This window comes from Rhodococcus sp. 1168, from assembly GCF_002091955.1.
Taxonomy (GTDB): domain Bacteria; phylum Actinomycetota; class Actinomycetes; order Mycobacteriales; family Mycobacteriaceae; genus Rhodococcoides.
The window spans coordinates 38,470-63,927 of record NZ_MKKY01000076.1; the positions used below are offsets into that span (position 1 = coordinate 38,470).

Consider the following 25,458-nt stretch of genomic DNA (forward strand, 5'->3'; position numbering starts at 1 on the left):
CGACCGAAGCATCGCCGCAACCCGCGGGCAACATGTCGCAACTATTTTCGGAAATCATGTCTGCACTCGAACACGCAATCACTTCGTCCTTCGCTGCGCGCGAACCCGATCGGCCAGCGCTCTCGCCGCTCCGCGCGCTCGGCCGTCGCCAGATGTCCGGCACCGAGGTTCTCGCGCAGGCAATTGCAACGACGGCACCCGCAGCGTCGATGGTGATTCTTCCAATCACGATGCTCACCAACGAGACGATGCTCAGCGGGCTGCTCACTGTCGTTGCCGCGACTGTCATCGTGTCGATGATCGCATTCTGCGGATCTCAGTTCACTCGCCGCTTCGCAGCATCGGGTGGTTTGTACACCTTCGCGTTTCAAGGTGTCGGTAGCCGCGGCGCATTGACTGTCGGTGCGGCGATGCTGTGCAAGTACTGCGCGAGCGGAGCCATGACGATGTATTTCGGTGGCCATGCCGTACGTACTGTCCTGCGGGAGACCGGCCTGAATGCTGCTGGTGTCCTGTGGACCCTGCTGATCTACGCAACTTTCGGCCTACTGATGCTCGCGTGCCTGCTGCGTGGTGTTCGATTCGCCGCCACTGCCATTCTCGTCGTCGAACTGTGCTCGCTGCTGTTCATCGTGAGTTTGATGATGTTTCCGGCCCCCCAGGAGGTGCAAATAGAGCCATCCGGCGCATCGAACGGACTGCTCCTGGTCGCGCTCGGTGCGATGTTCGCACTCGCCGGATTCGAAAGCGCAACGTTTTTCGCACCCGAGGCCAAGCGTCCGTTGGTGACGATCACTCGAACCGTTCTCTTGACGCCTGTCATCTGCGGAGCCCTCTTTACGTTCGCAGCATGGGCGGTGTGGTCCGGTCGCGGCGGGGTGTTGATCAACGCGTACCTTCATGGCACCTCCACCGGCATCGACGCGTGGCTCGTCGTTGCGCTGAACGTAGGGTTGAGTTGTTCGTGGCTCGCATCGTCCATGGCTTCGTCCAATGCGGCTTCTCGTCTTGTCTACACAATGGGGATCGAGAGGGTACTTCCCCGCGTTTTCAGCCAAGTCCATCGTTCGTTCCGTACACCCCACGTCGCGCTGACCGTCGTGATCGCCGGATTGGCCACCGCCAGTTCTATATTCGCTTTCATCGACGGCTCCGTCGTGTTCGAGGACGTCAAGTTGCTCGCCCGAGCCTCCATCGTCCTCGGCTATACCGTGGTGGCAGTCGCTGCTGTTCGATTCCTCCAGCGGATCGGTGAACTCACCCCAGCAGTGATCGTGTCCGGTGTGCTCGGTTGCGCAGTGGGCTGCGCGACTCTGACCAGCCTGGTGGTCTCAGTCTGCCGGGAACAAAACCTCACCTCCCTGACCGTATTCACAATTCTCGCGGGGTCTGGGCTCGCTTGGCACAGATACCTACGCCATCGCACTCCGAAGGTTCTCGATTCGATCGGAGTCTTCGACAGCGCCGAGTCCAACGACGTACTCCCCGGTGCCGCGTCCTACGGCAAGAACTCCCGCGGCGCAGTAGCACTCGTCAAACTGACCCGACACGACCCCCGCTGATGGTGACGCGGACAACGAGAGTGCCAGAAACTGGAGGTCACGAACCACGAGCGGTCCAAAAGGCGCTTGCCCTACTGGAAGCCGTCGCGCAAATCGGCTCTGGAGCACGCGCCAAGGACGTCGCCAACTTCACTGGCATTGCACCGGCAACCGCATACCGTCTGCTGAATCTTCTGGTGGCCGACGGATATCTGGTTCGGATCGAGGATCTGTCCGGCTTCGCGCTCGGCCGTCGAACGCGGGAACTGGCAGGTGCTGCCCCGCAGACTGCTGTCGTAGACCATCGGCAAATCATCGACGAAATCCGCAGTCACACCAGATTCGGGGTCTATCTCGTTTCGTATCAGCACGACCGGATCGCTCTTATCGATCGCGACCCCGACCACGAACTACCCGGCGAATCCGCTCTCGCGACGCACCCACACGCATCGGCTATAGGGAAGCTGCTGTTGGCCAACAGGCCTGACGGGGTCAGCTTGAAGGACCTGCGCAAGTTCACCAGTCGCACCATCACTGATCTTGCTGATCTTGCTGTCGAGTTGAGCCGAATCCGAAGTTGCGGCATCGCCATTGAGGTCGACGAGATCAAGGTAGGCAGATCGGCTATCGCCGTCCCCATCCGAGACGACGCCGATGGAGTCCGCGGCGCTTTGGCTGTTATCGGGAGGACTGGACGGCTGCATACAGACGATGCGGGATTGATCGAACTGCTCACGGCCTCGGCTCGTGAAATTGGTACTGCCCGATGACCCTGCTCCTTTGCTAACCCGTCTGGGCTCTACAGTCACGTCGATGCGAGGTTCTTCGCCGCTCGCTCCCCCTCGCGTATCGCGGAATCCAGTCGGCGAGGTGTGACGGCGTCGCCAATGCGCACGACCGCAAGCCCTTCGCCCTTCAGTTCGTTCCACAGTGAATCTTCCGGGTTCTGATGGAGCGAGCAGACGATCCAATCGAACCGATGGTTCGCTGTCACCCCGGTGGGGTGATGGAGCAGCGAAATGTCGAGGCCGGCGCGTAGCTGGACCGGGACGACATCGGTCAGGCAGGTGATCGACTGTTCGTGTGCGCGCCGCCGCCACCCTTCCATGTCCAGCGTGAGCCCGAGATCCTGCCCGACGACCATCCCCGGCGTGCATACCGTCACCTGACAGCCGCGCTCGGCCAGAAATTCGGCCGTCGACGTCGCTTGGTGGAAACTCAGTTCGTCGACGATCAGGACGCGACCTGACAGTGCCGCCGTGCCGTCGAGGACCTCACGGACGTCGACGACATGATCGTGGGCACCTGCCCACTCCGGGCGCACCGGGTTTGCCCCGGTCGCGATCACCACAACGTTCGGCTTCTGCGTCAGAACGAGCATTCTGTCGACCTCCACGCCCGTTCGAATTTTCACTCCGCGTGCGCGGCATTCGGCTTCGAGAACATCGACGACTCCGGCGAATTCGGCGCGATGGGGAGCCCGTCCTGCGGTCCGGACCTGTCCCCCGGTCTGTGGCTGGCGTTCGTACAACGTGACGTCGTGCCCTGCATGGGCAGCACTCGATGCCGCCTGCAGTCCTGCCGGTCCACCGCCGACGATCAGGACTGTCCGTCTCGATGCGGGCAACGCCGACACTGCTAGTAACTCTCTTCCGGCGCTTGGGTTTACGACGCACTCCAGTGCGGCGTTCATCCCGACGCGTCCGATGCAGTCCTGATTGCAGGACAGACAGGTGTGGACTTCACGTGCACGGCCTTCACGGGCCTTGTTCGCGAACTCAGGGTCTGCAATATGGCCACGAACGATTCCGACCAGATCGCACACACCGTCGGCGAGAGCTTGCTCGGCCATCTCCGGCGTGGTGAATCGTCCGACCCCGATCACCGGCAACGACACCCGCTCTCGGATCGCGCTGGGCACGAAGTTCGCGTAACCATGGGGCGTTGCCATCGATGCCTCGATCAGGTGGAGCGTCGAGGTCGCCACGCCGATTGCGGTATTGATGTAATCGACCGAACCGGTTCGTTCGACGAGGACAGCGGTGTCCACGGCTTCGTCCAGACGGATACCCCCCTCGATGTATTCCTGCCCGCTCAGCCTCACTCCAACGATCATCTCGGGCCCCAGAGCGGCGCGGACTGCCGAGACAACCTCCACCAAGAATCGAGCTCGCCCGGCGAGGTCACCCCCGTATTCGTCGGTGCGATGGTTCGTCGCGCGCGCCAGGAACATTCGGATCAACGAGGACTGTGAACACTGTAGCTCCACGCCGTCGAATCCGCCGTCCCTGCAATGCTCGGCGACCCGCACATATCCGTCTACCAACTCGCCGATCTCGACCCGGTCGAGGGAATGTGGTACCTCTCGAAAGAGCGGATCGGGGACGGCGCTGGGTGCGAGGACCGAACGCCCCGAATACATTCCCGACGACTGTCCACCATTGTGGTTGACCTGCGCCAGAACGAGCGCACCGTGCGCGTGTACGGCGTCGGTGATCGCGCGATATCGAGGTATCACCGCTGGGCGATATCCTTGAATCATCTTCTCGTACGGCTGATCCGACGGGTGGGTGGACTGTTCCTCGACGATGATCAATCCAGCCCCGCCCGCGGCACGAGCTGCGTAATAGGCGGCGTGGCGATCCGTCGGGAGGCCGTTCTCGGCGAAGTTGGTCAGATGTGCAGCGAAGACAACTCGGTTCCGCAGCGTCGACCGACCGATGTCGAGAGGGGTGAACAGCCGCGGATAGTTCATCGGACAGACCCCGTGGGCTTGTGCACTCCGGCGTCGTACCCGTCTCGAATGGCCTCGGCAGCAGAACGAGGTGCGACGCAGTCCCCTATCGTCATTCGCCTCGGACCGTGCAAGGAATCCTCAGCAGAGCGATGCGAGCAGTCCACCACCACCGCGCATTCGATCATGCGCCGCTGCCCGGTGTGGACGTCCTCGACCTCGGCGCCGTCGTCGCCGACCCGCAGAATTTTTGACAGTAGATGACGCTGGACGCCCGCGCGCTGCAATCGAACGTTGGCCGGAGCGAGGTCACCGGACAAGGAAAGGTGTCGGCCGATGATTTGGTCGACTGTCACCACGGAAACGTCCCTACCTGCTTTTGCAAAGCGCTCTGCCAGTGCGACAGCCACGGGACCACCGACCGGATCCCATATGACAACGGGCCCCTCGCCGAGCGCGGCACCTTCCAGAACAACTCCGGAATCGAGGTAGTGCACGCCTGGTGCCACCTCGAACGATCGTGGCCGCGGCACACTACCGGTCGCAAGAACGACATCCGTTCCTGCCTCGAGATCGCTGGGTCCGATCTCGACCCCGGTCACGATATCGACCCCGAGATGGACGCACTCGGCCGCGAGCCAATCGGTCAACGCCTCCCCAGCGCTCGTGAGCGAAAACATGCCCCCCAGCACGGGTTTACGCTCGTACAAGGTGACCGTCCGACCCCGCAAAGCCAATACCCGCGCTGCTTCGAGACCAGCGGGGCCACCTCCCACCACCAACACAGTGCCTGCGCCGTCCGGCTCCGGGTCATCGCCTGCTCGTCCGATGCACGCCACGGTCGGGTTACGCGGATCCCGAACCAGACAGGTCTGATTGCACAGGATGCACGGCCGCGGGCTCGCACCGGCACGCGACTTCGATACCAGATCGGGATCGGCAATCATCGCTCGTGTCATCTCGATGATGTCCGCAACACCCTCGGAGAGTGCGGCTTCGGCCATCACCGTGTCGACGATGCTGCCCTGCAACACAACGGGAACCATGCCGTCGACGGAGTCCGATACCGATCGGCACAGGTCGAGGTTGAACCCGGGCTCGGTGTGGAAGTCCGGGCGATAGGAGGACATGGCCATCGCCCCACCTCGAACGACGGTAAGCAGATCGAGTTCCGGCGCGATCTCGCGGGCGATGTCGGCACCGATCGCGGGAGTGATACCCGCCCACGGCGCTCCCTCGTCACAGCTCAGCCGCAGCGCGACAATGCGATTCGACCCGAGCTCGGCCCGCACTGCGGCAATCACGTTTCGTACGAACAGCATTCGATCGGTGCCGTATTCGTCTTCTCGCAGATTGGTCAGACCGGAGAGGAACTGCCGTATCAAACTCGACGGGCCTGCATCGAGTTCGACGCCGTCGACGTCGGCAGCGGCAGCAACGCGAGCAGCGGCAGCGAACCCGTCCACCGCGGCACGGATGTGTTCCGACTCCATCTCCATCGGCAACTCACGCGAAGCCACGTCTGCGACGTGCGACGGCCCCCACAGTGCTTCCCGCGAGTACGCAGGCGAGCCTTGGGATCCGGTGTGAGTCAGGCCTGCCAGAACGAGCGTTCCGTTCGGTCTGCACGCGTCGACCACAGCCTGCCAACCGGGCCCGCACTCCGACGCCAGCGGCGCTCGCTCGTACGGCCAGTCCGACCGATGCACCGACGCATTCTCGGTGACGATGATCCCGGCACCCGCCCTACGGCGGTAGTACTCGACCAGTTCCGGCGAGAAAGCCCGGCCGTCAGCAAGATTGGTTTCGTGCGGGCCGAACATCACTCGACTGGCAGCCGACCGTCCACCGAGGACGATCGGCTGCGTCAGCAGAGTCACCTCTCTACTCTGCACCAAGCTTCCGGTCGAATCCCAACGGCATGACGACGTCCGATGCGGTCAGGTCGTGGACGGAGGAGTGTCCGAGTCCGAGAACAGCGGAGTCGACGCCGCCCCGCAGAATATCGAGAACGTTCTCCACGCCGGCCTGACCGTTCGCTGAAAGACCCCACAGGTACGCCCGGCCGATCATGACAGCACGAGCACCGAGTGCAAGTGCTTTGACAACGTCGCTTCCGCGACGGATGCCGCCGTCGAGAGTGATCTCGATCTGATCGCCCACTGCCTCGGCGATCGCAGGCAGCGCGCGGATCGGCGCGGGAGTGCCATCGAGGTTGTTGCCACCATGGTTGGACACCGAGATGGCGGTGACTCCGGCGTCGACTGCCTTCTTGGCGTCATCGACACGCATGACTCCCTTGAGCATGAACGGCCCGCCCCACTGCTCACGTAGCCAAGCGACGTCCTCCCAGGTCGGCAACGGGGTACCCATCCACTCGCCGTATGCACCGAAGAATGTGGGCGCAGTACCCCCGGGTGGGGTCAGGTTCGGCGTCGACAGGTCGGGAATTTTTCCAGTTTTCGCGAACTCCCACAACCATTTCGGACGCGTGATGCCTTCGGGAGCGAACTGCCACATCGCCTTGAGGTCCATCTTTTCCGGGATCGACGGACTGCCCCAGTCGCGCCCGTTCGAGAATGACCAGTCCAGCGTCATGATCAATCCGACCGCGCCGGCCGCACGTGCCCGCTCCATGCGCTGAAGCAGAACCTCGCGCGAGCCGACCCAATACATCTGGAAGAACGTCTGCGGGTTCACTGCCGCGACCTCTTCGATGGACTTGCTCGCAAAGGAGGACAATCCGACCGGGATTCCGCGAGCGGCTGCGGCACGGGCCACGGCGACCTCGCCTTCCGGGTGCACGGCCTGCACACCCGTCGGCGAGATCATGACCGGAAACGAGAGTGGTTGTCCCATGACCGTTGTCGACAGATCGCGTTTGTCCGACAACCCGGCAACATGCGGCGCGAAGCCGAGCTCACCGAATGCCGCCGTGTTGTCGTCGACGGTGATGCCCCGCTCCGAGCCCGCCACCAGTGCGGCGTACACGGATTTCGGAAGGCGTTTCTTGGCACGCCGTTGCGCCTCGGCAACGGTCTCGAACCACGCACTCTTGGCCATAGCTATATGTTCCTATTCCATTCCTGCGAGAGGATTCTCGTCGCAGATCTTGGCCGGTGGCCGCATCATCAAGGTGAGCGGAACCGACGCTCTCGGTGTCTTGCGCTGCCCGGTGCGGGAGTGGTCGACGCTGGACTTGGGGATTTCTCCCGCTGCGGCCAACGCCATCTCTCCGTTGCCGATCACGCATTCGGGGTCAGGGCCGTCCATGGGGAGGCCGGTGAAGAACTTTGCTGCCATGCAGCCACCGCGGCACGAATCGAAATGTGCGCACTTGGTACACGCACCGGAGGTTTGCGGGGACCGCAGTTCCTGGAACAATTCAGATGTCTGCCAGACGGTTTGGAAACCGCCCATAGCCGCAGATGTCGCTGTCGCGGGACGCGCATCGCGGACGATGTTTCCGGCGAGGAAGTTCTCGTGGATAGCGAACGGGCAGGCATAGACGTCGCCGATCGGATCGATCAAGCACACCACTCGCCCAGCGCCGCACAGGTTCAAGCCTGGTAGCGCGTCTCCGAAGGCAGAGAGGTGAAAGAACGAGTCTCCGGTCAAGACACCCTCGCCATTCGCGACCAGCCAGTCGTACAACTCTCGCTGTTGGCCGGCCGTGGGATGCAAATCGTCCCACACATCGGCGCCCCGGCCCGACGGACGTAGCCGCGTGATCCGAAGTGTCGCACCGTAGTTGTCCGCCAATGCCTTGAACGTATCGAGCTGCGAGACATTGTGGCGGGTGACGACTACAGAGATCTTCGCGTCCTTGAACCCCGCCTCCTGCAGGTTCTCGAGGGCGCGGATCGCCATGTCGAAGGATCCGGGTCCGCGAACTGCATCGTTGACCTCCGCAGTGGCGCCGTCGATGGAAATCTGCACATCGACGTAGTCGGATGCGGCCAGGCGGGCAGCGACCTTCTTGTCGATCTTGACACCGTTGGTGGAGAACTTCACGCCGACCTGATGGGCCGTCGCGTAGTCCACGAGTTCCCAGAAATCGCTTCGAACCGTCGGCTCACCGCCACCGATATTGACGTAGAAGACCTGCATCTTCTGCAACTCGTCGATGATCGACTTGCACTGCTCGGTGGAGAGCTCGTTGGGGTCACGCCGGCCGGATGAGGACAGGCAGTGAACGCAAGACAGGTTGCAGGCGTAGGTCAGTTCCCACGTCAGACAGATGGGCGCGTCGAGTCCGAGTTCGAACTGATCGACCAGTTTGCCGACCGCAGGGGGCGGCGCAGGCCTTTCAAGCATGGAGGTCATCGGGTTGTCCTCTTCGGTATGGGGTGTGGCGAGACGATGGAAGGGGCTGCTTCCGGCGTGCTCGAGTTCTCTGCAGCGTTGGTGAATCAGGCGTCGATGCGGACGATCATGTGCGAACTGACCAGCGTCGCGAGGGCGCGCGTGTACTGGGGCACTGCCGACTCTGTGATTCCTGCGGCCGTGATCGCGGACCGCAAGTCAGAATGATCGGGTAGCGATTCGATGATCGTCACGATCGTCCGGTTCTTGAGAAATGAGAGTTTGCGTGTCCCGAAATGGTAGAGCAGCGCCCCGAACGACTCGGGACGCAGCGCCACCTGCGGGTGAAGGGCCCATCGAGCATCCAGGTCCAGAGCCGCTTCCTGGGACGACTTCACTGGTGCGGACATGTCAGTAGACGCCGCACATGCCGTCGATGGAAACCTCTTCGACGAGGGATTCTTCGACGAGATCGGTCTCGATCACTGCGGCGTTGACAACGTCGGTCTTCGCGTTCTGGGACATCGCTTACCTCCAGGTGTAAATATGTGGATCCGCCACATCCGGTGCTGAACGTGACTTGATTCACTACAATAATGGCATCGAGTGCAGAATGACACCAATCGGAGAGAAAAAGTGGAAAGCCGTACGAAACTGGCCAGCCGGGTAGGTCGACGCCCATCCACAACGAGGGGTGAGATCAGCGATCTCGGTATCGAACTCTTCGCTCGGAACGGGTTCGACGAAACCAGCGTGGACGAGATCGCCGAAGCCGCCGGCATCGCGCGCCGCACGTTCTTTCGATACTTCCCATCGAAGAACGCCGTCCCGTGGGGGGACTTCGACGAACAACTCGGTGCACTTCGTAGCCTTCTTGCAGCACTCCCCCATGACATCTTGCTCGCCGACGGGATCCGCTCGGCGCTTCTGCAATTCAACACTTTCCCCGAGGACGAACGCGCGGTTCATCGCCAACGCATGGAGTTGATTCTGCGAAATCCTGCGCTCCAGGGATACTCGATGCTCATGTACGAGGGTTGGCGGGGTGTCATCACCGAATACGTGGCGGCGCGAACGAATTCGAACGCAACCGATCACTTTCCCCGAACGGTTGGCTGGCTGGTTCTCGGTGTGGCAATGTCTGCATACGAGCAGTGGCTCACCGATGAGACACTCGACCTCGCCGAGCTTTTGTCCGACGGCACCAGAACGCTGTATTCCGGCATTCCCAGCACTCCGACGGTTTCGAGCACTTACGCGAAAGAATCGACATGACCGAACTAGACGCCCTCGCGCCCAGCGTTCCAGGTTCGTGGACACATGAAAATACGACCGTCGCGTTCACCCAGCAGGCGGCCCCCGGCCACATCGGCGTGACGCGCCACGGCAACGCGGTGGACGTGCGCCACGGACTGAGCTCGAAGCACATCAGCGAAAGACTGGTCCGGGAGATCACCGCACACGCAATCGACGCCGACCTGTCTCAGCGGGAGTTCGAACTGGTGATGGTCGGCCTCGTTCGATCCACCGTCACCGATCCGGTCGAAGCATGGTCCACGTACTACCGAAACTCGCTCGACGAATTGCTATCGGGAGCTGCAGATTTCGCGTCCATTCACCAGCGCGCAGAATCCCTGGTGATCGGTTCCGTTCTGGATCTGGGTTCGTGTTTCGGATTCTTTCCACTCCGCCTTGCATTGAGCGGACATACCGTGACCGCCACCGATCTGTCGGCCGGCACCATGCGCCTACTCGATACCGTGGCGCCACACCTCGGCGTCACCATCGAGACGCTCATCTGTGACGCTGCCGATGTTCCACTCGCGGACAACAGCGTCGACACGGTGACGGCCTTGCACCTCCTCGAGCACGTGGACGCAGATATCGGCACGCGAATCATCGACGAGGCCTTACGCATCGCACGGAAGAGAGTGGTCATCGCTGTACCTTTCGAAGATATGGCCACCGCCTGCCATGGCCACGTCCGCACCTTCGACGAGGCAGCTTTGATCGAACTAGGACGATCTACCGATACCGCTTTCGACGTTGCCGAGTTCCACGGCGGGTGGTTGGTTCTGGACAAAACATCGGTTCCGCTCCCGGCATGAGCCGATGCACCGCACCGAACCTCAGATCAGCCCTTGCTTGCTGGCGGCGTAGACCGCCTCGGCGCGACGGCTGACACCGAGTTTGCGCATCAGGTTGCTGACATGAAATTTGACCGTTGTCGCCGAGATGAACAGCTTGGTACCGATACTGTTGTTGGACAATCCAGTTGCCAGTAGACGCAGAACCTCGAGTTCACGATCGGTCAGCCTCTCGACGCTCGACCCTTGCCCGTTGAGAGATCGAACAACTGCAGACGCACTCCGGGAATCGAATGCACTTTCGCCTCGTGAGACCGCCCGGATGGCACGAACGAGCTCGGTAGTGTCGACATCTTTGACAACGTATCCACGCGCGCCCGCGTGCACTGCCTCCACGACCAGTCGGTCGTCGAGAAAGGTGGTCAGCACCAGGAGACCGATGCCGGGGTGCGCCCCCGACAGTTGCGCACACAGCGCGAGGCCCTCGTAGTCCGAACTCGCCGACAACTTCAGGTCCATCAGCACGATGTCCGGTTCGACCCGATCCACCACCGCAAGACCTTCGCCCCTCGACGACGCTTCTCCGACGATGGTCAAATCCGGTTCACGTTCCAACACGGACCTGAGGCCGTCGCGCAGAATGGCGTGATCGTCGACCAGCACGATACGAACGACGTCGGTGTGTACGGTCACGGGTTGCTCACTCTCTCGTACGGGATGCGCGTAGATACGCGCACACCGCCGATTCGGGCCCTACGGATTTCGAGTGCGCCACCGTGCTCGCGCGCCCGCGCGGCCATGTTTGCCAGGCCGCGGTGTCTCCCGTCGACGTCGTTGTTCTCCGCCATCCGAAGCATCAGGCGGAGGTACGCGGGATCGCCATGGCCGTCATCGGCAACGGACAGTTGCACGTGATCTTCACGGTAGGCCAAACGCAGCGTCGCCCGCGTGGCACCAGCGTGGACGGCGGTGTTGAACAACGCCTCTCCCGCGATGCGCAATAGTCCGTGCTCGCACTCGCTACTGAGTTCGAGGGGGGTACCTTCTATCCGCAACGAGACCCGCAGCTCGTCCGGCATGCGCACGATCGAGAGTTGTTCGAGCATCTCCGGTAGCGAGGTGCGGTCGGCGTCCTGCGCGTGGTTGAGCGCATAGATCGCCGAACGCAGTTGCTCGACGGCCCGTCGGGTCAGCTCTTTCGCCAGATCGAGCCGCTCTCTCCGCTCGTCAGCTGGAATGTCGTTGCGGCACAATTCGATTTGCATTCCGGCCGACAGGACCGCCTGCGTCACACTGTCATGTAGTTCTCGGGCAATACGGTGACGCTCGTCGTCGATAACCTGATGACGATGAGCCGCGCCCAGTTGGCGTTGCGTCGCCTCGAGTTCGGCGTTGCGGATCGCCAGGTCGGCTGCTGTCCGGTGTGCCTCGTCGTAGGCGCTCTCGGTGCGCTCGAGGAGGACTCTCCGGCTCTGGTAGAGCGCCGAGTTCTGCAGTGCAACAGCAGTTTGACTCGCCAGAATGCTCAACACGGCCGAGTCGGTCGCATCGAGTACGCGGTGGTCGGGTGTCCATGCTGCAAAAGCGCCGACGACGCCACCATCGAGCGCGATGGGAACGAATGCGTGATGGGCCGCGATGACGGGTTCGCGCCCGTCGCCGATCGTCGCGAGCCTGATCGACTCCAGGCATTCGACGACGTCCTCGGGCAGCGGTGGGCCTTCTACGTTGTCGACGAGAAATGGGGTGGCGTCAGGGCCGAGAACGAGACGTCGAGGGCCGGCGTCCCCCAACGCACCGTCGGCGAGCGCGAAGACGACCCATTGCGCGCTCAGATGTGCCCTTGCTGCCTCGGCGACTGCGCAGATGAGGGTTTCCGGGCCGTCGACAGTGCGCACGAGCGCGCGCGAAATCAGTTCCAATGCGTGGACCACCCGCTCCAGCCGCTCTGCCGCACCGCGATACTGCGGGTAGAACGTATTCTTCCCGGACCTCAGGCCTGTCAGTAGCGAGAGATCGGGCTGCGAGGCCGTCACAACGCCGCCCTGAACAGTTCAGCCATCTCCTGGTGGGTGGCCGGGCGCGGGTTGGTCGACATACATGCATCGCGTAGGGCGTTGGTTGCGAGCACGTCGATATCGCGCTCGCTGACCCCGATGTCGCCGAGGCCTTTGGGAACTCCGACTTGCCGCGCCAATTGCTCGACTCGCGCTGCGACAGCCAAGGCTGCTTCTTCCGCAGGTCCGCGCGCCTCGTCGAGTCCGAGACTTGTCGCGATCGCCACATAAGGTAGTGGATCGGCATCGGCGTTGAACCTGATGACGTGCGGCAGAAGGACTCCGTTGATGACCCCGTGCGGGAGATCCAGCAGCCCACCGACTTGGTGACTCATCGCATGTGTCGCTCCGAGTATGGCATTGGTGAACGCCAGCCCCGCTTCGAGACTCGCCTGTGCCATCGACGTGCGGGCAACGATGTCCGATGGCACGTCCATCGTGCGAGCGAGATGAGAGGTGACCATGGTGACCGCCCGCAGCGCGTGATGGTCGGTGAGTTGATTGTGACCGAGTGAGACGAAGGCCTCGATGCCATGCGTCAACGCATCCAAACCTGTTGCTGCGTTGAGCCACTCGGGCATCGTCGTCAGCAGACGAGGATCGATGACGGTGATGTCCGGAACCAACCCGCGGCCGAGGATGGTGATCTTTGTCGACCGTGCGGTATCGGTGACGATGCAGAACTGGGAGACGTCCGCCCCGGTACCCGACGTCGTGGGGACCATCACGAGCGGCGGGATCGGGCGGGTCGCTCGATCCACTCCCTCGTAGTCGAGTATCGATCCACCGTTGCCCGCGAGAACTGCGATTCCTTTGGCCGCATCCATGACCGAACCACCCCCGATGGCCACCAGGACGTCACATTCGGACTCCTGATACGAGGCGTGTCCTGCTTCGATCTCGATGTCCTTGGGATTGGGCGTCAATGCGCTCCAGGTAGTCGGTGCGAGGCCTTGGTCTTCGAGCAGTTGGATCAGCTGGGCAACCCAGCCTGTCTCGATGAGCCCGGCGTCGGTGACCACCATCGGTCGTCTTGCCCCCAAGCGAAGGGCCGAATGCGCAGCTTCACCCAACGAATCCTGTCCGAATACGATCTCGGGCGCATGAAACTTGAGAACTCTGGGTGTTTCCACCGAACTGCGATGCGAATGCAGATCGTGCAGCGCCTGGCGTGTCGCTGCCGCTTCGATCATCGCTTCTCGCCTCTGCAATGCCTGTCGTGGCCGTGTTCGGACCGTATGTGATGCACGTTACAACCATACGAGTCGAAGAGCATCATCCCCACGGGCACGAGGAGGGGTCGTGACCTGCCCGATCGGGTAGGCCACCAGCTTCCGGTCGGTCAGGAGAGCGCGTGCCCCAACTCTGCAGCCTGAGCAGTCAGCTGCGGACCGTCACGGGCGACGACCACGTGATCGCAGATCCGCTCGTACTCTCCCATCGAGCAGGATGCCTGATCCCAGTAGCGTCGTGATTCCGGAGTGATCCACGCCAACCGGTGCACCTTCGAACGGATCTTCTCGAGTTCGTCGATCCCCGGTGGTCGACCGTTGCAGCGGCCGTCTCCGACGATGATGACAGCGGTGCGCTTGTTCAGAACATCGCCGTACTCGTCGAGTAGATTCGTGAAGGTTTTACCGTAATCACTGCTCGCTTCGAGATCCAGACGCTCGTCGGCCAACACTGCTGCCAACGCACCATCGCCGGTGCTACCGAGCAGTGTGGTGGTCACATCTACCGGCGAGTCGACGAAGCCCATCACGGTGCACCGATGGGCCCTCCTGTGCATGGCTTGCGCGAGCCGCAGCGTGAACGCCGTGATCGGCCGGACCGACAGCGACACATCGGCCAAAACCAACAGCCTGACCTTGTCCGCCACCGGCGTTCTGGTCACCAAGTGAAACGGGATGCCATCGGTCCCCAGACTCGCTCGAACTGTCCGACGCATGTCGAGGGGCCCTCGCGAATGCTCCCGAGGCCTCGGACGTGGCTTGCCTCGCATCCGGCGCAGCACCTCGTGACTTGCTCGATCGATCTCGGCATGACGCTCGGTGGCCCGATCGGTCACATCCAACGGGTCCGGTGTGGACAGGGTCCCGGTCAGCTGGGCGAGTGCAGCTACGAATGCGTCGACAGCATCGGTGATTCGGTCGAGTTGTGCCGCCGACAACGGCCCCGAATCGGTCCCGTCGCCGTAGACGCTGCGCGGGTCGTAGGCGTCGAACCACGCCAGAATGCTCGCCGGGTCGTCCCAACTGACCGTCCCCGCCACGGCACCGCTGGTACTCGACGCCAACTCCCCCGCGGCAGTCGATCCAGAACGTTCGAGATCGACGGTGTACGTCACACCCCTTCTGCCCATGTCGCCGTCGGTATCCACCGAAAGGTCATGATCCTCGGAGGACAGACTGATGTCGTCATCGTCCTTGTGCGGATTGAAGCCCTTGTCCGCTTCCGGGGCGTCGAGGAGATCACCGATTTCCACTGCTCGCTCGTTGTACTCCGCGTACTTAGCCGCTTCCTGATCCGCGCCGACGTCGAGATCACTGGGCAACCCGCCGGCCACCTGCGCACCCAACGCTTGCCGGGCAGACTCCGTCGCGGATTCGCTGGCCACGAGGAACAGCGAATCGAACGCCCGATCGAAACCATCCTGCTCGTGCGCATACTTCGCGCACGTGGCCCGCAGGGCCGCACGAAGAACCGTGAGGTCGCGGGCGCCGATCAGGCTGAGAACGCGTCGAACTTCGATCACTTCGGCTGCAGAGGATGCGACGCCGTGGACTCGCAACGTGCGTCCGAACACCGCCGACAGCACATCCAACACGATCGACGGCGAAAATGTCGGTGCACCAGTCATTTTCGTATCCCGATGCCACCCTTTTCGCGGCCGCCATGGCCACGAAAAGCGGAGGCGGTGGTATTCATCGGCGCTCCGAGTGAGCTTTCAGCAGGCGTGAGCTTGTCCGGCACAGCCCCTGCGAGCGCCAGTTTCATGTCGGAGGAATATTTGACGAGAGCGGAAAGCAGGTACTTCTTGGTTTCCTCGGTATGACCGAGAACGGCTGCTATCCGAGCCGCGTCGATGACCTCCGAGATGGAGGGGCTCTTCCGCAACGGGAGTTCGCGCAGCTCGGCTGCCAATGCCACGACGTCGGCGGCGACCTTCACCGGTACTTCGGGAGCGCGGGCCGTGACGATCTCCCGCTCTCGCTGCGGCGTCGGGTAGTCGAGATGAAAGTGCAAGCAGCGACGCTTGAGTGCAGAGGAAAGTTCGCGCGTATCGTTGGAGGTCAATATAACCCACGGGTCACTACGGGCGGTGAATGTGCCCACTTCGGGAATGGTGACCTGCTTTTCGGCCAGAACCTCGAGCAACAGTGCTTCCATGGATTCCTCGGTGCGGTCGACCTCGTCGACAAGGAGTACCACCGGTTCCTCGGACAGCACGGATTCGAGCAACGGACGAACCGCGAGGAATGCCTCGGAATACAAACCGAAGTCTCTGGCTGCCAGCAACTTCGATGCTTCGTCGATGTCGGTGATGTGTTCGGTCAGCGCGCCGATATGCTCTCGCAGCATCTGCACGTGCAGGAGCTGCTTGGCATAATCCCATTCGTACAGTGCTCGGTTGTCATCGAGGCCCTCGTAGCACTGAAGCCGTACGAGCTTGCGCCCGCTGGCCGCCGCGAGCGACTTCGCCAATTCCGTCTTCCCAACGCCCGCTGGGCCTTCCAGCAGTAATGGTCGATCCAAGGCGGTCGCCAGATGAACCACGGTAGCGAGATCGTCATCGGCGATGTAGTTCTGCTCGCCCAATGCTCGTTGGAGATCCGTCGCGTCGACGAATCGGACGGTCCCCTCGTCGCTATGCACTGTCGACAGCCTTGTCATTGGTGTCCTTCTCGTAGGTGTGTGGCCCGAACGACCGAGTTCCTGCAGGCGTGGTCGGGTGCACGTAGGTGCACCCGACCACGCCGACAGCACGTTGGTGACTGCCGACTAGTAGGACTCGTTGATGGCGTGCGAGATGACCGGGAGCATGGACTCGACGGTGACTTCCCGAGGATTGCCCGGTGTGCACCAATCGTCCTGGACGTGCTCGGAGATCTTGAGTACCGACTTCTCGTCGCCCTTGATCACGTCGCCCTTGCCTGCGTATTTTCCGGTGTTCATCCGGTTCTTGCCGTAGGTTGCCGATCGGATGGAGCCGAAGTTGTCGGGGATACCGACGTCCTTGGCGAGTCGAATCGCGGCCTCGACAGCGGCGTCGGCAGCCTGAACTGTGGTCATGTTCCTGGTGTCGACTCCCATGGCCACGGCAATTTCGGCGTAGCGCTTGTAGCGAGAGGGCAGATTGTATTCCCACACCCGCGGCAGGGCGATGGCATTGTTCAGCCCGTGCGCACTGTCGTAGAAGGCACTGATGGCATGCGAGATGGAGTGGATGACGCCGAGTCCACCGGAGTTGAACGCCTGGGTCGCAATGTACTGGGCATTCATCATGCCCTCGCGAGCCTTCAAATTACCCGGGTCGTAGACGGCCTCGCGAAGATGCTTGGACACCAGGCCGATCGAGTAGATGGCATTGCCCAGTGAGGGCGCGAAGTCGAGACGTGACACGTACGGCTCGGCGCCGTGGGCCAGGACGTCGAATCCGCAGAATGCCGTCCACTGTTGCGGGCACGTGTAGTACAGGAGCGGATCATCGAGTGCCAGAGTCGGAGTCGATGCCTCATCGAAAGCTAGCCACTTGTGCGGCTTGTCCATGTTGGACGTATCGGTGATCACGTAGGCCCAGGAAGTCTCCGAACCGGTTCCGGCTGTGGTGGATACGGCGATGTGCGGCGGATTCTGCTTGTTGGTGGACTTGGAAAATCCCTCGAACTCGTTGATGTTTCGGCCGTCATGAGCGACGACGACGCGGATACCCTTGGCTGCGTCGTGGCTGGAGCCGCCACCTACCGAGATGACGCTGTCGCACTTTTCCTTTTGGTACAGAGCGGCACCGTCCATGACGTTGTAATCCTTGGGGTTGCTCTCGATCTTGTCGTAGAGAACAACCTCGACGCCCTGGTATTCGATCTTGCCGATCAGTTCTTCGATGATGCCGGACCCGCGGAGTCCGGTGGTAACGAGCAGGGCGCGCTTGAAACCGAGTTCCTTGGCCTCGACACCGAGCATGTCGTGAGCACCGACTCCCAGCTTGGCGCGGGGCAGCGGGTGGAACTCCTTGATCGGAAACTCCCAGATCTGATTGAGCTCGATTGCCATCGGTATCTCCTCGGTGTGTATTGATTGCGTGGACACCGGCTGTGATCGGCGTCTCACTGATGACAACTCTGTCGACCCGAACGTGCTGTGTGAACAGATACCGACGCGAACCCTGCCTTCGCCGACCGTGAACTACCCGATCGGGCAGGGCGGGGTGCTGCTCGGCCGAACAGGACATGTGAAGATCGACAGAAGAGAGACGAGATTGCTAAACTAGAACACGTTACAATTGATCGAGAGGACACCACCGAATGACGACAGTCGATGTGCCCCACGGCTCCAGATCCGTACTGCTCACGGTGGCGGATGTAATCGTAGAATCGGCCGATGCCCGGTCGATCGTCTTCGATATCCCCGAAGACGCCAAGGACAAATTCGCATACAAGCCCGGGCAGTTCCTCACCCTTCGTATTCCGAGCGACCGGACCGGCTCGGTCGCCCGGTGCTATTCCTTGGCGAGCTCACCGCACCGCGACGCTCTCCCGAAGGTGACGATCAAGCGCACGGCCGACGGTTACGGATCCAACTGGGTATGCGACAACGTGAAGGCCGGCGACACCATCGAGGTGCTCCCCCCGTCGGGAAGATTCACCCCTGCCGATCTGAACGATGATTTCCTACTGTTCGGCGCAGGATCGGGAATCACGCCGGTGGTCTCGATTTTGAAGTCCGCATTGGGAGAGGGCACCGGGAAGGTCTTCCTCTTCTACGCCAATCGCGATGGGGACTCGGTCATCTTTGCCGAAGAACTTCGGGCTCTCGCAACCGAATATCCCAGCCGACTCGTCGTCCTGCACTGGCTCGAATCACTGCAGGGCATTCCGACGGTCGATCAACTGGCAGCATTCGCAGCACCGTTCCGCGAGTACCGCGCTTTCATGTGTGGGCCCGCGCCCTTCATGGACGCGGTGCACAAGGCCCTGTCCTCGGGCGGGTTCCCCCGCGAGAACGTGCACAGCGAGGTGTTCCTCTCCCTCGCCGGGGACCCGTTCACCGACGCCCCCGAGATCGAACTGACCGACGATGACACTGCGTCCGCTGCAACCGTCGAGGTCGAACTCGACGGCGAGACTCACACCCTCTCGTGGCCACGGAAACAGACACTCGTGGACGTGATGCTGGCCGGCGGACTCGACGTTCCGTACTCCTGCAGAGAGGGCGAATGCGGATCCTGCGCGTGCACCCTCTCCGTCGGCGAAGTGACGATGGACAACTGCGAAGTCCTCGACGACGAGGACATAGCCGAGGGCTTGATCCTCGGCTGCCAAGCTCACCCGGTCAGTGACAACCTGAAGATCGAGTTCTGACGCCGGCGGAAATATCAGCGCTGGGGAAACTACCGAGGCCCGCTTTCGCGCCGTGATGCGATGCCGAATCCGACGGCCGAGACCAAGGCCAGCAGGATCACGAATCCGCCGTACACGAGGGCGGTCTGCTCCAAGCCGAAGAGGTGTACGGCAAATCCCCCTACGACGGCGGGCAGACTGAATGCCAAGTAGCTGATGGCGAAGGTCGTCGCGAACATCCTTCCACGATCGGCTGCGGGGACGATTGCGCCGAGCGTACGCATGGCTCCGAGAAATGCGCTGCCCCACCCTGCACCGGCGACGACAGTACCGATGAAGTAGAGCGCGACTATCGAGGTACTCACTGCGACAAGGGAAATCGCCACGCCGGTCGACAGGACGAGGGCACCGGCGATCATGACGGTGCGCGGTGTGCGATGTCGCACGAACGCGGCGGCCAGGGATCCGGAAAAGAAGAGCGCGAAGCTTTCGAGTCCGCCGATGATGTGATTGTCGATTCCGAAGACCGACCGGATGATCGACGAACCTAGGGAAAGATGAAATCCGCCCAAGGACCACGTTGCGACGAGGGCGGGAACGATCAACAGGAATGGTGTCCTGATATCTGCTGGTACCGCCATCCGCGGGAGCACCAAACGTGCAAGATGCCGCTTCGACTCCACTCCTCGGAGCGCGGATGTTTCGGGTAGGAACGCAAGGGCGACAGCGAGAACTACCAGCGCTCCGATGAGCATGGCGTACACGAGGACCGTCGGGGCCGGGGCGAGTTGCACCAGCAATCCGGCGCCGAGCGCGCCCGAAGCCAAACCCAGCGAGGGTGCGACGCTGTTCACGAGCGGACCAGCAGTGTTCGACGGCTGGAGATCGACCACTGCTGCATTCATCGCGCCGATTGCGGCACCCGCGGCAAGTCCTTGCACGATGCGCGCGGCGATCAGACCTGCAACGCCGTCGGCCACGATGAAGAGCAGCAGGCTGACCACGAGAAGAGCGACCGAACCCACCAGAATCGGCTTCCGCCCTACGTGATCGGACAGACCCCCGACGGTGAGCAGAGCTGCGAGCAGCGCCAACGCGTAGACCGCGAAAACCACGGTCAATGTCGTCGAGGAGAAGCCCCAGTTGCTCTGATAGATCGGGTAGAGCGGGGACGGTGCTGCCGAGGTCGCCATGGTTACGAGGTAGGTCAGACCTACGACCCAGAACGCGATACCGTGGGGCAGTCGACGCGGCATCCTGGTGCGAGGGGAAATGGCGATGTCCGACTCGACGTTGACCACGTAGGTCCCTACTTCCGCTAAAGCTACGATCATTGCTTTAACTAACGGTATACCTGCCTGGTCTCCGGTGCCGAAAGCGCGGCCCGCACGCTCACTGGTGGATCGACTGTTCGCTCAACAACCGGCCTTCGCGGTGCGCGAGCGCACTGGCTGGAAGCTCCCCCGCACGGCCGCTGAGGAACACAGTCAGCTCACTCGACCCGGCAGCGAAGTCGCCCACCGAGTCGATCCGCCGAAGTGTCTGCCGGGCAACGGCCTCTGCGCTGTCGAACAGGCGCACGTTGTCCGGCAACAGAGAAGTGATTTCGTTCGATACCAACGGATAGTGAGTACAACCGAGAACTACGGCATCGACATCTGTCGGCGTAGCAGCGACCGCAGTGCGGATCGCCGCAGAGATCGCCTCCATCTCGCCCCGGTCGATGGAGTCCGCGAGACCGTGACACGCGACCGAAGTGACGGACCGGCCCGTCGCGAACTCCTCTATCAAGCGCGCTTGATACGCACTGGCCGTCGTTGCGGCCGTTGCCCAGATCGCGATCCGATCGCTTGCTGCCGCAGCAGGTTTGATCGCTGGGACGGTGCCGATCACCGGAATCGCGTCACCGAGGTGGCGTCGTACATGCGCCAAGGCAGTCACACTCGCGGTGTTGCATGGCAACACGATCACCTCGGCACCCGATGACACGGCGCGATCGGCAGCATTCACCACGCGATCGATCACCCATGCATCAGGCTTCGGGCCCCATGGGGCCTCGTCGGGATCCATCAGCAGAATCAGATCGAGCTCGGGACGCAGCTCCCTCAAGCGTGCAGCCGTCGGCAGCAAACCGAGCCCCGAGTCGATCAGTCCGACTATCACTGCGTGTGTCAGCCGAGTGCCTGCTCGAGATCGCCGATGAGATCAGCAGCGTCTTCGATACCTACCGACAAGCGAACGAGATTATCGGGAACCTCGAGCAACGACCCTGCCGTCGATGCATGAGTCATGGCTCCGGGGTGTTCGATGAGTGATTCCACACCACCGAGGGACTCCGCGAGGGTGAAGATCTCGGTGCGAGCGCAGAAGTCGAGCGCTGCCTGCTGACCGCCGCCGAGCAGCACCGAAATCATGCCGCCGAAGCGTCGCATCTGCTTTGCCGCGACATGATGCGAAGGGTGTTCCGGCAATCCGGGATAGATGACCTGTGAGATCGCCGGGTGACTGTTCAGCATCTCGACGAGCTTCTCGGCATTGTCGCTGTGACGCTCCATTCGCAACGCGAGCGTCTTGATGCCGCGCAGGGTCAGAAATGCGTCGAACGGTCCTGGCACTCCACCGGCCCCGTTCTGCAGAAACGCGAAGGCCGCGTCGAGCTCTTCGTCATCGGTGATCAGTGCCCCGCCGACGACGTCCGAGTGTCCGCCGATGTATTTCGTCGTCGAATGCAACACGACGTCTGCACCGAGCGCAAGTGGCTGCTGCAAGTAGGGCGAAGCGAAAGTATTGTCCACGACCAGCTTCGCGTTCGAGCCGTGAGCAACTTCTGCGAGTGCCTCGATGTCGCCGATGTTGAGCAGCGGGTTGGTCGGTGTCTCCACCCACACCAGCTTGGTATTCGGCCGGATCGCCTGACGAACGGCATCGACATCGGACACTGCAGCGACGGAGTACTCGATACCCCACTGGGTGAAGACCTTGTCGATCAGGCGGAAGGTGCCGCCGTAAGCATCGTTCGGGATGACGAGGTGGTCGCCGGGTCGCAGGGTCGCACGAAGGAGGCAGTCCGTGGCCGCCATGCCCGACGAGAACGCTCGGCCGTAGGTGCCGGATTCGATCGCGGCAAGGTTGGCTTCGAGCGGCCGACGCGTCGGGTTTCCAGTACGGGCGTACTCGAACCCACTACGCATGCCGCCGACGCCGTCCTGAGCGAACGTCGAGCTTGCATAGATAGGCACGTTGACCGCACCGGTCAACGGGTCGGGCTCGTACCCCGCGTGCACCGCCTTGGTGGAAAACCCCTGCTTATCACCCTGGGTCGTTCCGCTAGCTCCGCTCCCGGACGTGCTGTCTGCCTTGCTGCGCTGCTCACTCATGGCTTCAAGACTAATAGGTGCAGGAAATGGGTAGCCTGCGGGAGACTCAGCCGCACGAGATTTTCGGCGGCAACACTCATTCAAGCCAGCGGAGAACACCGCCGGAAGAAACGAGGCACACCGTGGCCGACTCGACACCCCGCAGCTCGCAGAGCGTCGAAGAATTGTTCGCTCTCGACTCGCTCCTGGACTCCGAAGAACGTCAGATTCGCGAGACGGTCCGCAAGTTGGGCAACGAGCGCATCCGCCCGCACTTGGCGGAATGGTACGAGGCGGGCACTGTCCCCGCTCGTGAGCTTGCGAAGGAACTGGGCTCACTCGGCCTGCTCGGGATGCACCTGGAGGGCTACGGCTGCGCTGGTACCTCAGCGACTGCATATGGATTGGCCTGTATGGAACTCGAAGCGATGGACTCCGGGATTCGCAGCCTCGTCTCTGTGCAAGGTTCGCTGGCGATGTTCGCGATCTGGAAGTTCGGCTCCGAAGAGCAGAAGCAGCAGTGGCTCCCGTCGATGGCCGAGGGGTCGAGCATCGGATGCTTCGGGTTGACCGAGGCGGACTTCGGCTCGAACCCCAGCGGCATGAGGACCCGAGCGAAAAAGGACGGTAGCGACTGGATCCTCAACGGCAGCAAGATGTGGATCACCAACGGCCCGATCGCCGATGTAGCAGTCGTCTGGGCACAGACCGATGACAAAATTCGCGGCTTCGTCGTACCGACGGACACTCCGGGCTTCACGGCGAACACCGTGAAGAACAAATTGTCGCTTCGCGCGTCCATCACCGGTGAACTCGTGCTCGAGGACGTCAGGCTTCCCCACGACGCGATGCTCCCCGAGGCACGCGGGCTCAGCGGCCCGCTCGGATGCCTCAACGAGGCACGCTTCGGCATCATTTTCGGCGCCATGGGAGCGGCCCGCGATTGCATGGAGTCGGCGATCGAGTATGCCCAAACCCGAGAGGTGTTCGACAAGCCCCTCGCCGCCTATCAGCTGACTCAGGCAAAGCTTGCGAACATGGCCCTGGAGCTCGGCAAGGGTCAACTCCTCGCACTCCACCTCGGGCGCCTGAAGGACAAGGGCGAACTGCGCGGCGAGCAGGTATCGGTCGGCAAACTCAACAACGTGCGGGAGGCGATCAAGATCGCTCGCGAATGTCGAACGATCTTGGGTGCCAATGGAATCACGCTGGAGTACCCAGTGCTACGGCACGCCAACAACCTCGAGTCCGTCCTCACCTACGAGGGCACGTCCGAGGTACACCAGTTGGTGGTGGGCCAGGCGCTGACCGGGTCGAGCGCAGTGCGATAGGCGCTCGGCGCACGTGAGTGGAATTGACGCCCGAGGCGAAAATTCCACTCACGTGGGGCTATGCGCCCTTGCTGAGGAATCCGAGGAGATCGTGGCGGGTGATGACGCCAACCGGCTTGCCTTCTTCGACGACCATGAGGGCATCGGTCTCCCCCAGCGCCTTCGTCGCGTCGGACACGTGCTCGCCTGCGCCGATGAGCGGGAACGGGTCGCTCATATGCTTGGCCACCGGATCGGCGAGTGCTGCGCGTCCTTCGAAGACTGCACTGAGCAGATCGCGTTCGGTGACACTGCCTGCAACCTCTCCTGCCATGACGGGCGGCTCGGCACCGACGACGGGCATCTGCGAGACACCGTATTCACGGAGAATTTCGATGGCGTCGCGGACGGTCTCGGACGGATGAGTGTGCACCAGGGCCGGTAGCGCACCGGACTTGCCGCGCAGGACATCGCCGACCGACGGTTCATCGGTCTTGCCGTCGAGACGTGAGCGCAGGAATCCGTAGGAAGACATCCAGTCGTCGTTGAAGATCTTCGCCAGGTAACCGCGGCCACCGTCGGGCAAGAGCACGACGACGAGTGCATCGGGACCTTCACGCTCGGCAACCTTGATCGCAGCTACCACTGCCATGCCGCAGGATCCGCCGACCAGCAGGCCCTCTTCCCGCGCCAACCGCCGTGTCATGTCGAACGAGTCCGCATCGGATACCGCGATGATTTCGTCGGGGATCGACGGGTCGTACGCGGTCGGCCAGAAGTCCTCGCCGACGCCCTCTACGAGGTACGGACGGCCGGTGCCGCCGGAGTAGACCGAACCTTCGGGGTCGACGCCGACGACCTTGACCTTGCCGCCGGACATCTCTTTGAGGTACTTGCCTGTGCCGGAGATGGTGCCGCCGGTACCGACTCCCGCAACGAAGTGGGTGATCTTGCCGTCCGTATCGGCCCAGATCTCGGGCCCGGTGGTCTCGTAGTGACTCTGGGGGCCTGCCGGGTTGGCGTACTGATTCGGCTTCCAGGCTCCATCGATCTCCCGGACGAGACGATCGGAGACGCTGTAGTAACTGTTCGGGTCCTCCGGTGCGACGGCAGTCGGGCAGACCACGACCTCGGCGCCGTACGCGCGGAGGACGTTGCGCTTGTCCTCGCCGACCTTGTCGGGGCAGACGAAGACGCACTTGTAACCCCGCTGCTGAGCTACCAGAGCCAACCCGACGCCGGTATTTCCGGAAGTGGGCTCGACGATCGTCCCACCGGGCTTCAGTTCACCTGCAGCTTCAGCGGCGTCGATCATCTTGACCGCGATGCGGTCCTTGGACGAGCCACCCGGGTTAAGGTATTCGATCTTGGCAGCGACCGTCCCTGCGTTGCCGCCGACAACGGAGGACAGCTTGACCAACGGAGTGTTGCCGATGAGTTCGGTGACGTGCTGAGCAATGCGCATGCCTACATCTTCCCAGACGCCACCACGGGCGGCTTCTCGGTAC

General features: G+C 62.3%; 22 protein-coding genes. 6 read left to right on the plus strand and 16 right to left on the minus strand.

Annotated elements, in window-relative coordinates; all coding sequences use genetic code 11:
* Nucleotides 1–56: 56 nt before the first annotated feature.
* Nucleotides 57–1,562: an APC family permease gene (locus BJI47_RS17275; RefSeq protein WP_088944955.1), complete on the plus strand. Its 1,506-nt coding sequence runs from the start codon at nucleotides 57–59 to the stop codon at nucleotides 1,560–1,562.
* Nucleotides 1,562–2,311 carry an IclR family transcriptional regulator gene (locus BJI47_RS17280; protein ID WP_088944893.1) on the plus strand — a complete coding sequence of 250 codons (750 nt, stop codon included), beginning with the start codon at nucleotides 1,562–1,564 and terminating at the stop codon, nucleotides 2,309–2,311. The genes BJI47_RS17275 and BJI47_RS17280 overlap by 1 nt, the downstream gene beginning before the upstream one ends.
* 35 nt (nucleotides 2,312–2,346) lie before the next feature.
* Here the strand turns inward: BJI47_RS17280 and BJI47_RS17285 are convergent, their stop codons facing one another.
* From BJI47_RS17285 to mftA, 6 genes are all read right to left on the minus strand, one after another.
* Nucleotides 2,347–4,296 (minus strand): mycofactocin system FadH/OYE family oxidoreductase 2, encoded by a 1,950-nt coding sequence (locus tag BJI47_RS17285; protein ID WP_088944894.1) that lies wholly within the window; start codon nucleotides 4,294–4,296, stop codon nucleotides 2,347–2,349.
* Nucleotides 4,293–6,155: a mycofactocin system FadH/OYE family oxidoreductase 1 gene (locus tag BJI47_RS17290; RefSeq protein ID WP_088944895.1), complete on the minus strand. Its 1,863-nt coding sequence runs from the start codon at nucleotides 6,153–6,155 to the stop codon at nucleotides 4,293–4,295. Before BJI47_RS17290 ends, BJI47_RS17285 begins: the two co-directional genes overlap by 4 nt.
* A gap of 4 nt (nucleotides 6,156–6,159) precedes the next feature.
* Nucleotides 6,160–7,338, minus strand: coding sequence for a pre-mycofactocin synthase MftD (gene mftD, locus BJI47_RS17295; RefSeq protein ID WP_088944896.1), 1,179 nt, complete (start codon nucleotides 7,336–7,338; stop codon nucleotides 6,160–6,162).
* A 12-nt stretch (nucleotides 7,339–7,350) separates the two neighbouring features.
* Nucleotides 7,351–8,601: a mycofactocin radical SAM maturase gene (gene mftC / locus BJI47_RS17300; protein WP_088944897.1), complete on the minus strand. Its 1,251-nt coding sequence runs from the start codon at nucleotides 8,599–8,601 to the stop codon at nucleotides 7,351–7,353.
* A gap of 86 nt (nucleotides 8,602–8,687) precedes the next feature.
* Complete coding sequence (gene mftB, locus BJI47_RS17305; RefSeq protein ID WP_088944898.1) at nucleotides 8,688–8,990, minus strand: mycofactocin biosynthesis chaperone MftB; 303 nt, start codon at nucleotides 8,988–8,990, stop codon at nucleotides 8,688–8,690.
* Nucleotide 8,991: 1 nt separating this feature from the next.
* Nucleotides 8,992–9,105: a mycofactocin precursor MftA gene (gene mftA / locus BJI47_RS17310; protein ID WP_088944899.1), complete on the minus strand. Its 114-nt coding sequence runs from the start codon at nucleotides 9,103–9,105 to the stop codon at nucleotides 8,992–8,994.
* A 111-nt stretch (nucleotides 9,106–9,216) separates the two neighbouring features.
* On the opposite strand from mftA, the gene mftR reads away from it, so the two are divergent.
* Both mftR and mftM read left to right on the plus strand, forming a co-directional pair.
* Nucleotides 9,217–9,855 carry a mycofactocin system transcriptional regulator gene (gene mftR / locus BJI47_RS17315; RefSeq protein ID WP_088944900.1) on the plus strand — a complete coding sequence of 213 codons (639 nt, stop codon included), beginning with the start codon at nucleotides 9,217–9,219 and terminating at the stop codon, nucleotides 9,853–9,855.
* Nucleotides 9,852–10,688, plus strand: coding sequence for a mycofactocin oligosaccharide methyltransferase MftM (gene mftM / locus BJI47_RS17320; protein ID WP_088944901.1), 837 nt, complete (start codon nucleotides 9,852–9,854; stop codon nucleotides 10,686–10,688). The genes mftR and mftM overlap by 4 nt, the downstream gene beginning before the upstream one ends.
* A gap of 21 nt (nucleotides 10,689–10,709) precedes the next feature.
* Here mftM and BJI47_RS17325 read toward each other — a convergent pair whose 3' ends face one another.
* From BJI47_RS17325 to mdo, 6 genes are all read right to left on the minus strand, one after another.
* Nucleotides 10,710–11,360: a response regulator transcription factor gene (locus BJI47_RS17325; RefSeq protein ID WP_084348016.1), complete on the minus strand. Its 651-nt coding sequence runs from the start codon at nucleotides 11,358–11,360 to the stop codon at nucleotides 10,710–10,712.
* Entirely contained in the window at nucleotides 11,357–12,703 is a 1,347-nt protein-coding gene (locus tag BJI47_RS17330) for a histidine kinase (RefSeq protein ID WP_088944902.1), read from the minus strand. The genes BJI47_RS17325 and BJI47_RS17330 overlap by 4 nt, the downstream gene beginning before the upstream one ends.
* A complete protein-coding gene (locus BJI47_RS17335; protein ID WP_088944903.1) occupies nucleotides 12,700–13,917 on the minus strand; it encodes an iron-containing alcohol dehydrogenase in 1,218 nt (405 codons plus the stop codon). Before BJI47_RS17335 ends, BJI47_RS17330 begins: the two co-directional genes overlap by 4 nt.
* 149 nt (nucleotides 13,918–14,066) lie before the next feature.
* The gene (locus BJI47_RS17340; RefSeq protein ID WP_088944904.1) at nucleotides 14,067–15,584 is read right to left on the minus strand and encodes a VWA domain-containing protein; all 1,518 of its coding nucleotides are present in this window, start codon (nucleotides 15,582–15,584) and stop codon (nucleotides 14,067–14,069) included.
* Nucleotides 15,581–16,618 (minus strand): MoxR family ATPase, encoded by a 1,038-nt coding sequence (locus tag BJI47_RS17345; protein ID WP_088944905.1) that lies wholly within the window; start codon nucleotides 16,616–16,618, stop codon nucleotides 15,581–15,583. The genes BJI47_RS17340 and BJI47_RS17345 overlap by 4 nt, the downstream gene beginning before the upstream one ends.
* A gap of 108 nt (nucleotides 16,619–16,726) precedes the next feature.
* A complete protein-coding gene (gene mdo, locus BJI47_RS17350; protein WP_088944956.1) occupies nucleotides 16,727–17,998 on the minus strand; it encodes an NDMA-dependent methanol dehydrogenase in 1,272 nt (423 codons plus the stop codon).
* A 251-nt stretch (nucleotides 17,999–18,249) separates the two neighbouring features.
* Between mdo and BJI47_RS17360 the strand changes: the two genes are divergently transcribed.
* Nucleotides 18,250–19,305 carry a ferredoxin--NADP reductase gene (locus BJI47_RS17360; protein WP_088944907.1) on the plus strand — a complete coding sequence of 352 codons (1,056 nt, stop codon included), beginning with the start codon at nucleotides 18,250–18,252 and terminating at the stop codon, nucleotides 19,303–19,305.
* A gap of 29 nt (nucleotides 19,306–19,334) precedes the next feature.
* On the opposite strand, the gene BJI47_RS17365 is transcribed toward BJI47_RS17360, so the two are convergent.
* Genes BJI47_RS17365 through BJI47_RS17375 form a run of 3 tightly spaced genes read right to left on the minus strand, consistent with a single transcriptional unit; the run spans nucleotide 19,335 to nucleotide 22,661 of the window.
* Nucleotides 19,335–20,618: an MFS transporter gene (locus tag BJI47_RS17365; RefSeq protein WP_254900662.1), complete on the minus strand. Its 1,284-nt coding sequence runs from the start codon at nucleotides 20,616–20,618 to the stop codon at nucleotides 19,335–19,337.
* Between the two features lie 58 nt (nucleotides 20,619–20,676).
* The gene (locus BJI47_RS17370; protein ID WP_088944908.1) at nucleotides 20,677–21,447 is read right to left on the minus strand and encodes a glutamate racemase; all 771 of its coding nucleotides are present in this window, start codon (nucleotides 21,445–21,447) and stop codon (nucleotides 20,677–20,679) included.
* Nucleotides 21,448–21,455: 8 nt separating this feature from the next.
* The gene (locus BJI47_RS17375) at nucleotides 21,456–22,661 is read right to left on the minus strand and encodes a cystathionine gamma-synthase (protein ID WP_088944909.1); all 1,206 of its coding nucleotides are present in this window, start codon (nucleotides 22,659–22,661) and stop codon (nucleotides 21,456–21,458) included.
* A 122-nt stretch (nucleotides 22,662–22,783) separates the two neighbouring features.
* Here BJI47_RS17375 and BJI47_RS17380 point away from each other — a divergent pair, with 122 nt between their 5' ends.
* Nucleotides 22,784–23,971: an acyl-CoA dehydrogenase family protein gene (locus BJI47_RS17380; RefSeq protein WP_088944910.1), complete on the plus strand. Its 1,188-nt coding sequence runs from the start codon at nucleotides 22,784–22,786 to the stop codon at nucleotides 23,969–23,971.
* Between the two features lie 58 nt (nucleotides 23,972–24,029).
* Here BJI47_RS17380 and BJI47_RS17385 read toward each other — a convergent pair whose 3' ends face one another.
* Nucleotides 24,030–25,415: a cystathionine beta-synthase gene (locus BJI47_RS17385; protein ID WP_088944958.1), complete on the minus strand. Its 1,386-nt coding sequence runs from the start codon at nucleotides 25,413–25,415 to the stop codon at nucleotides 24,030–24,032.
* Between the last annotated feature and the right edge of the window lie 43 nt (nucleotides 25,416–25,458).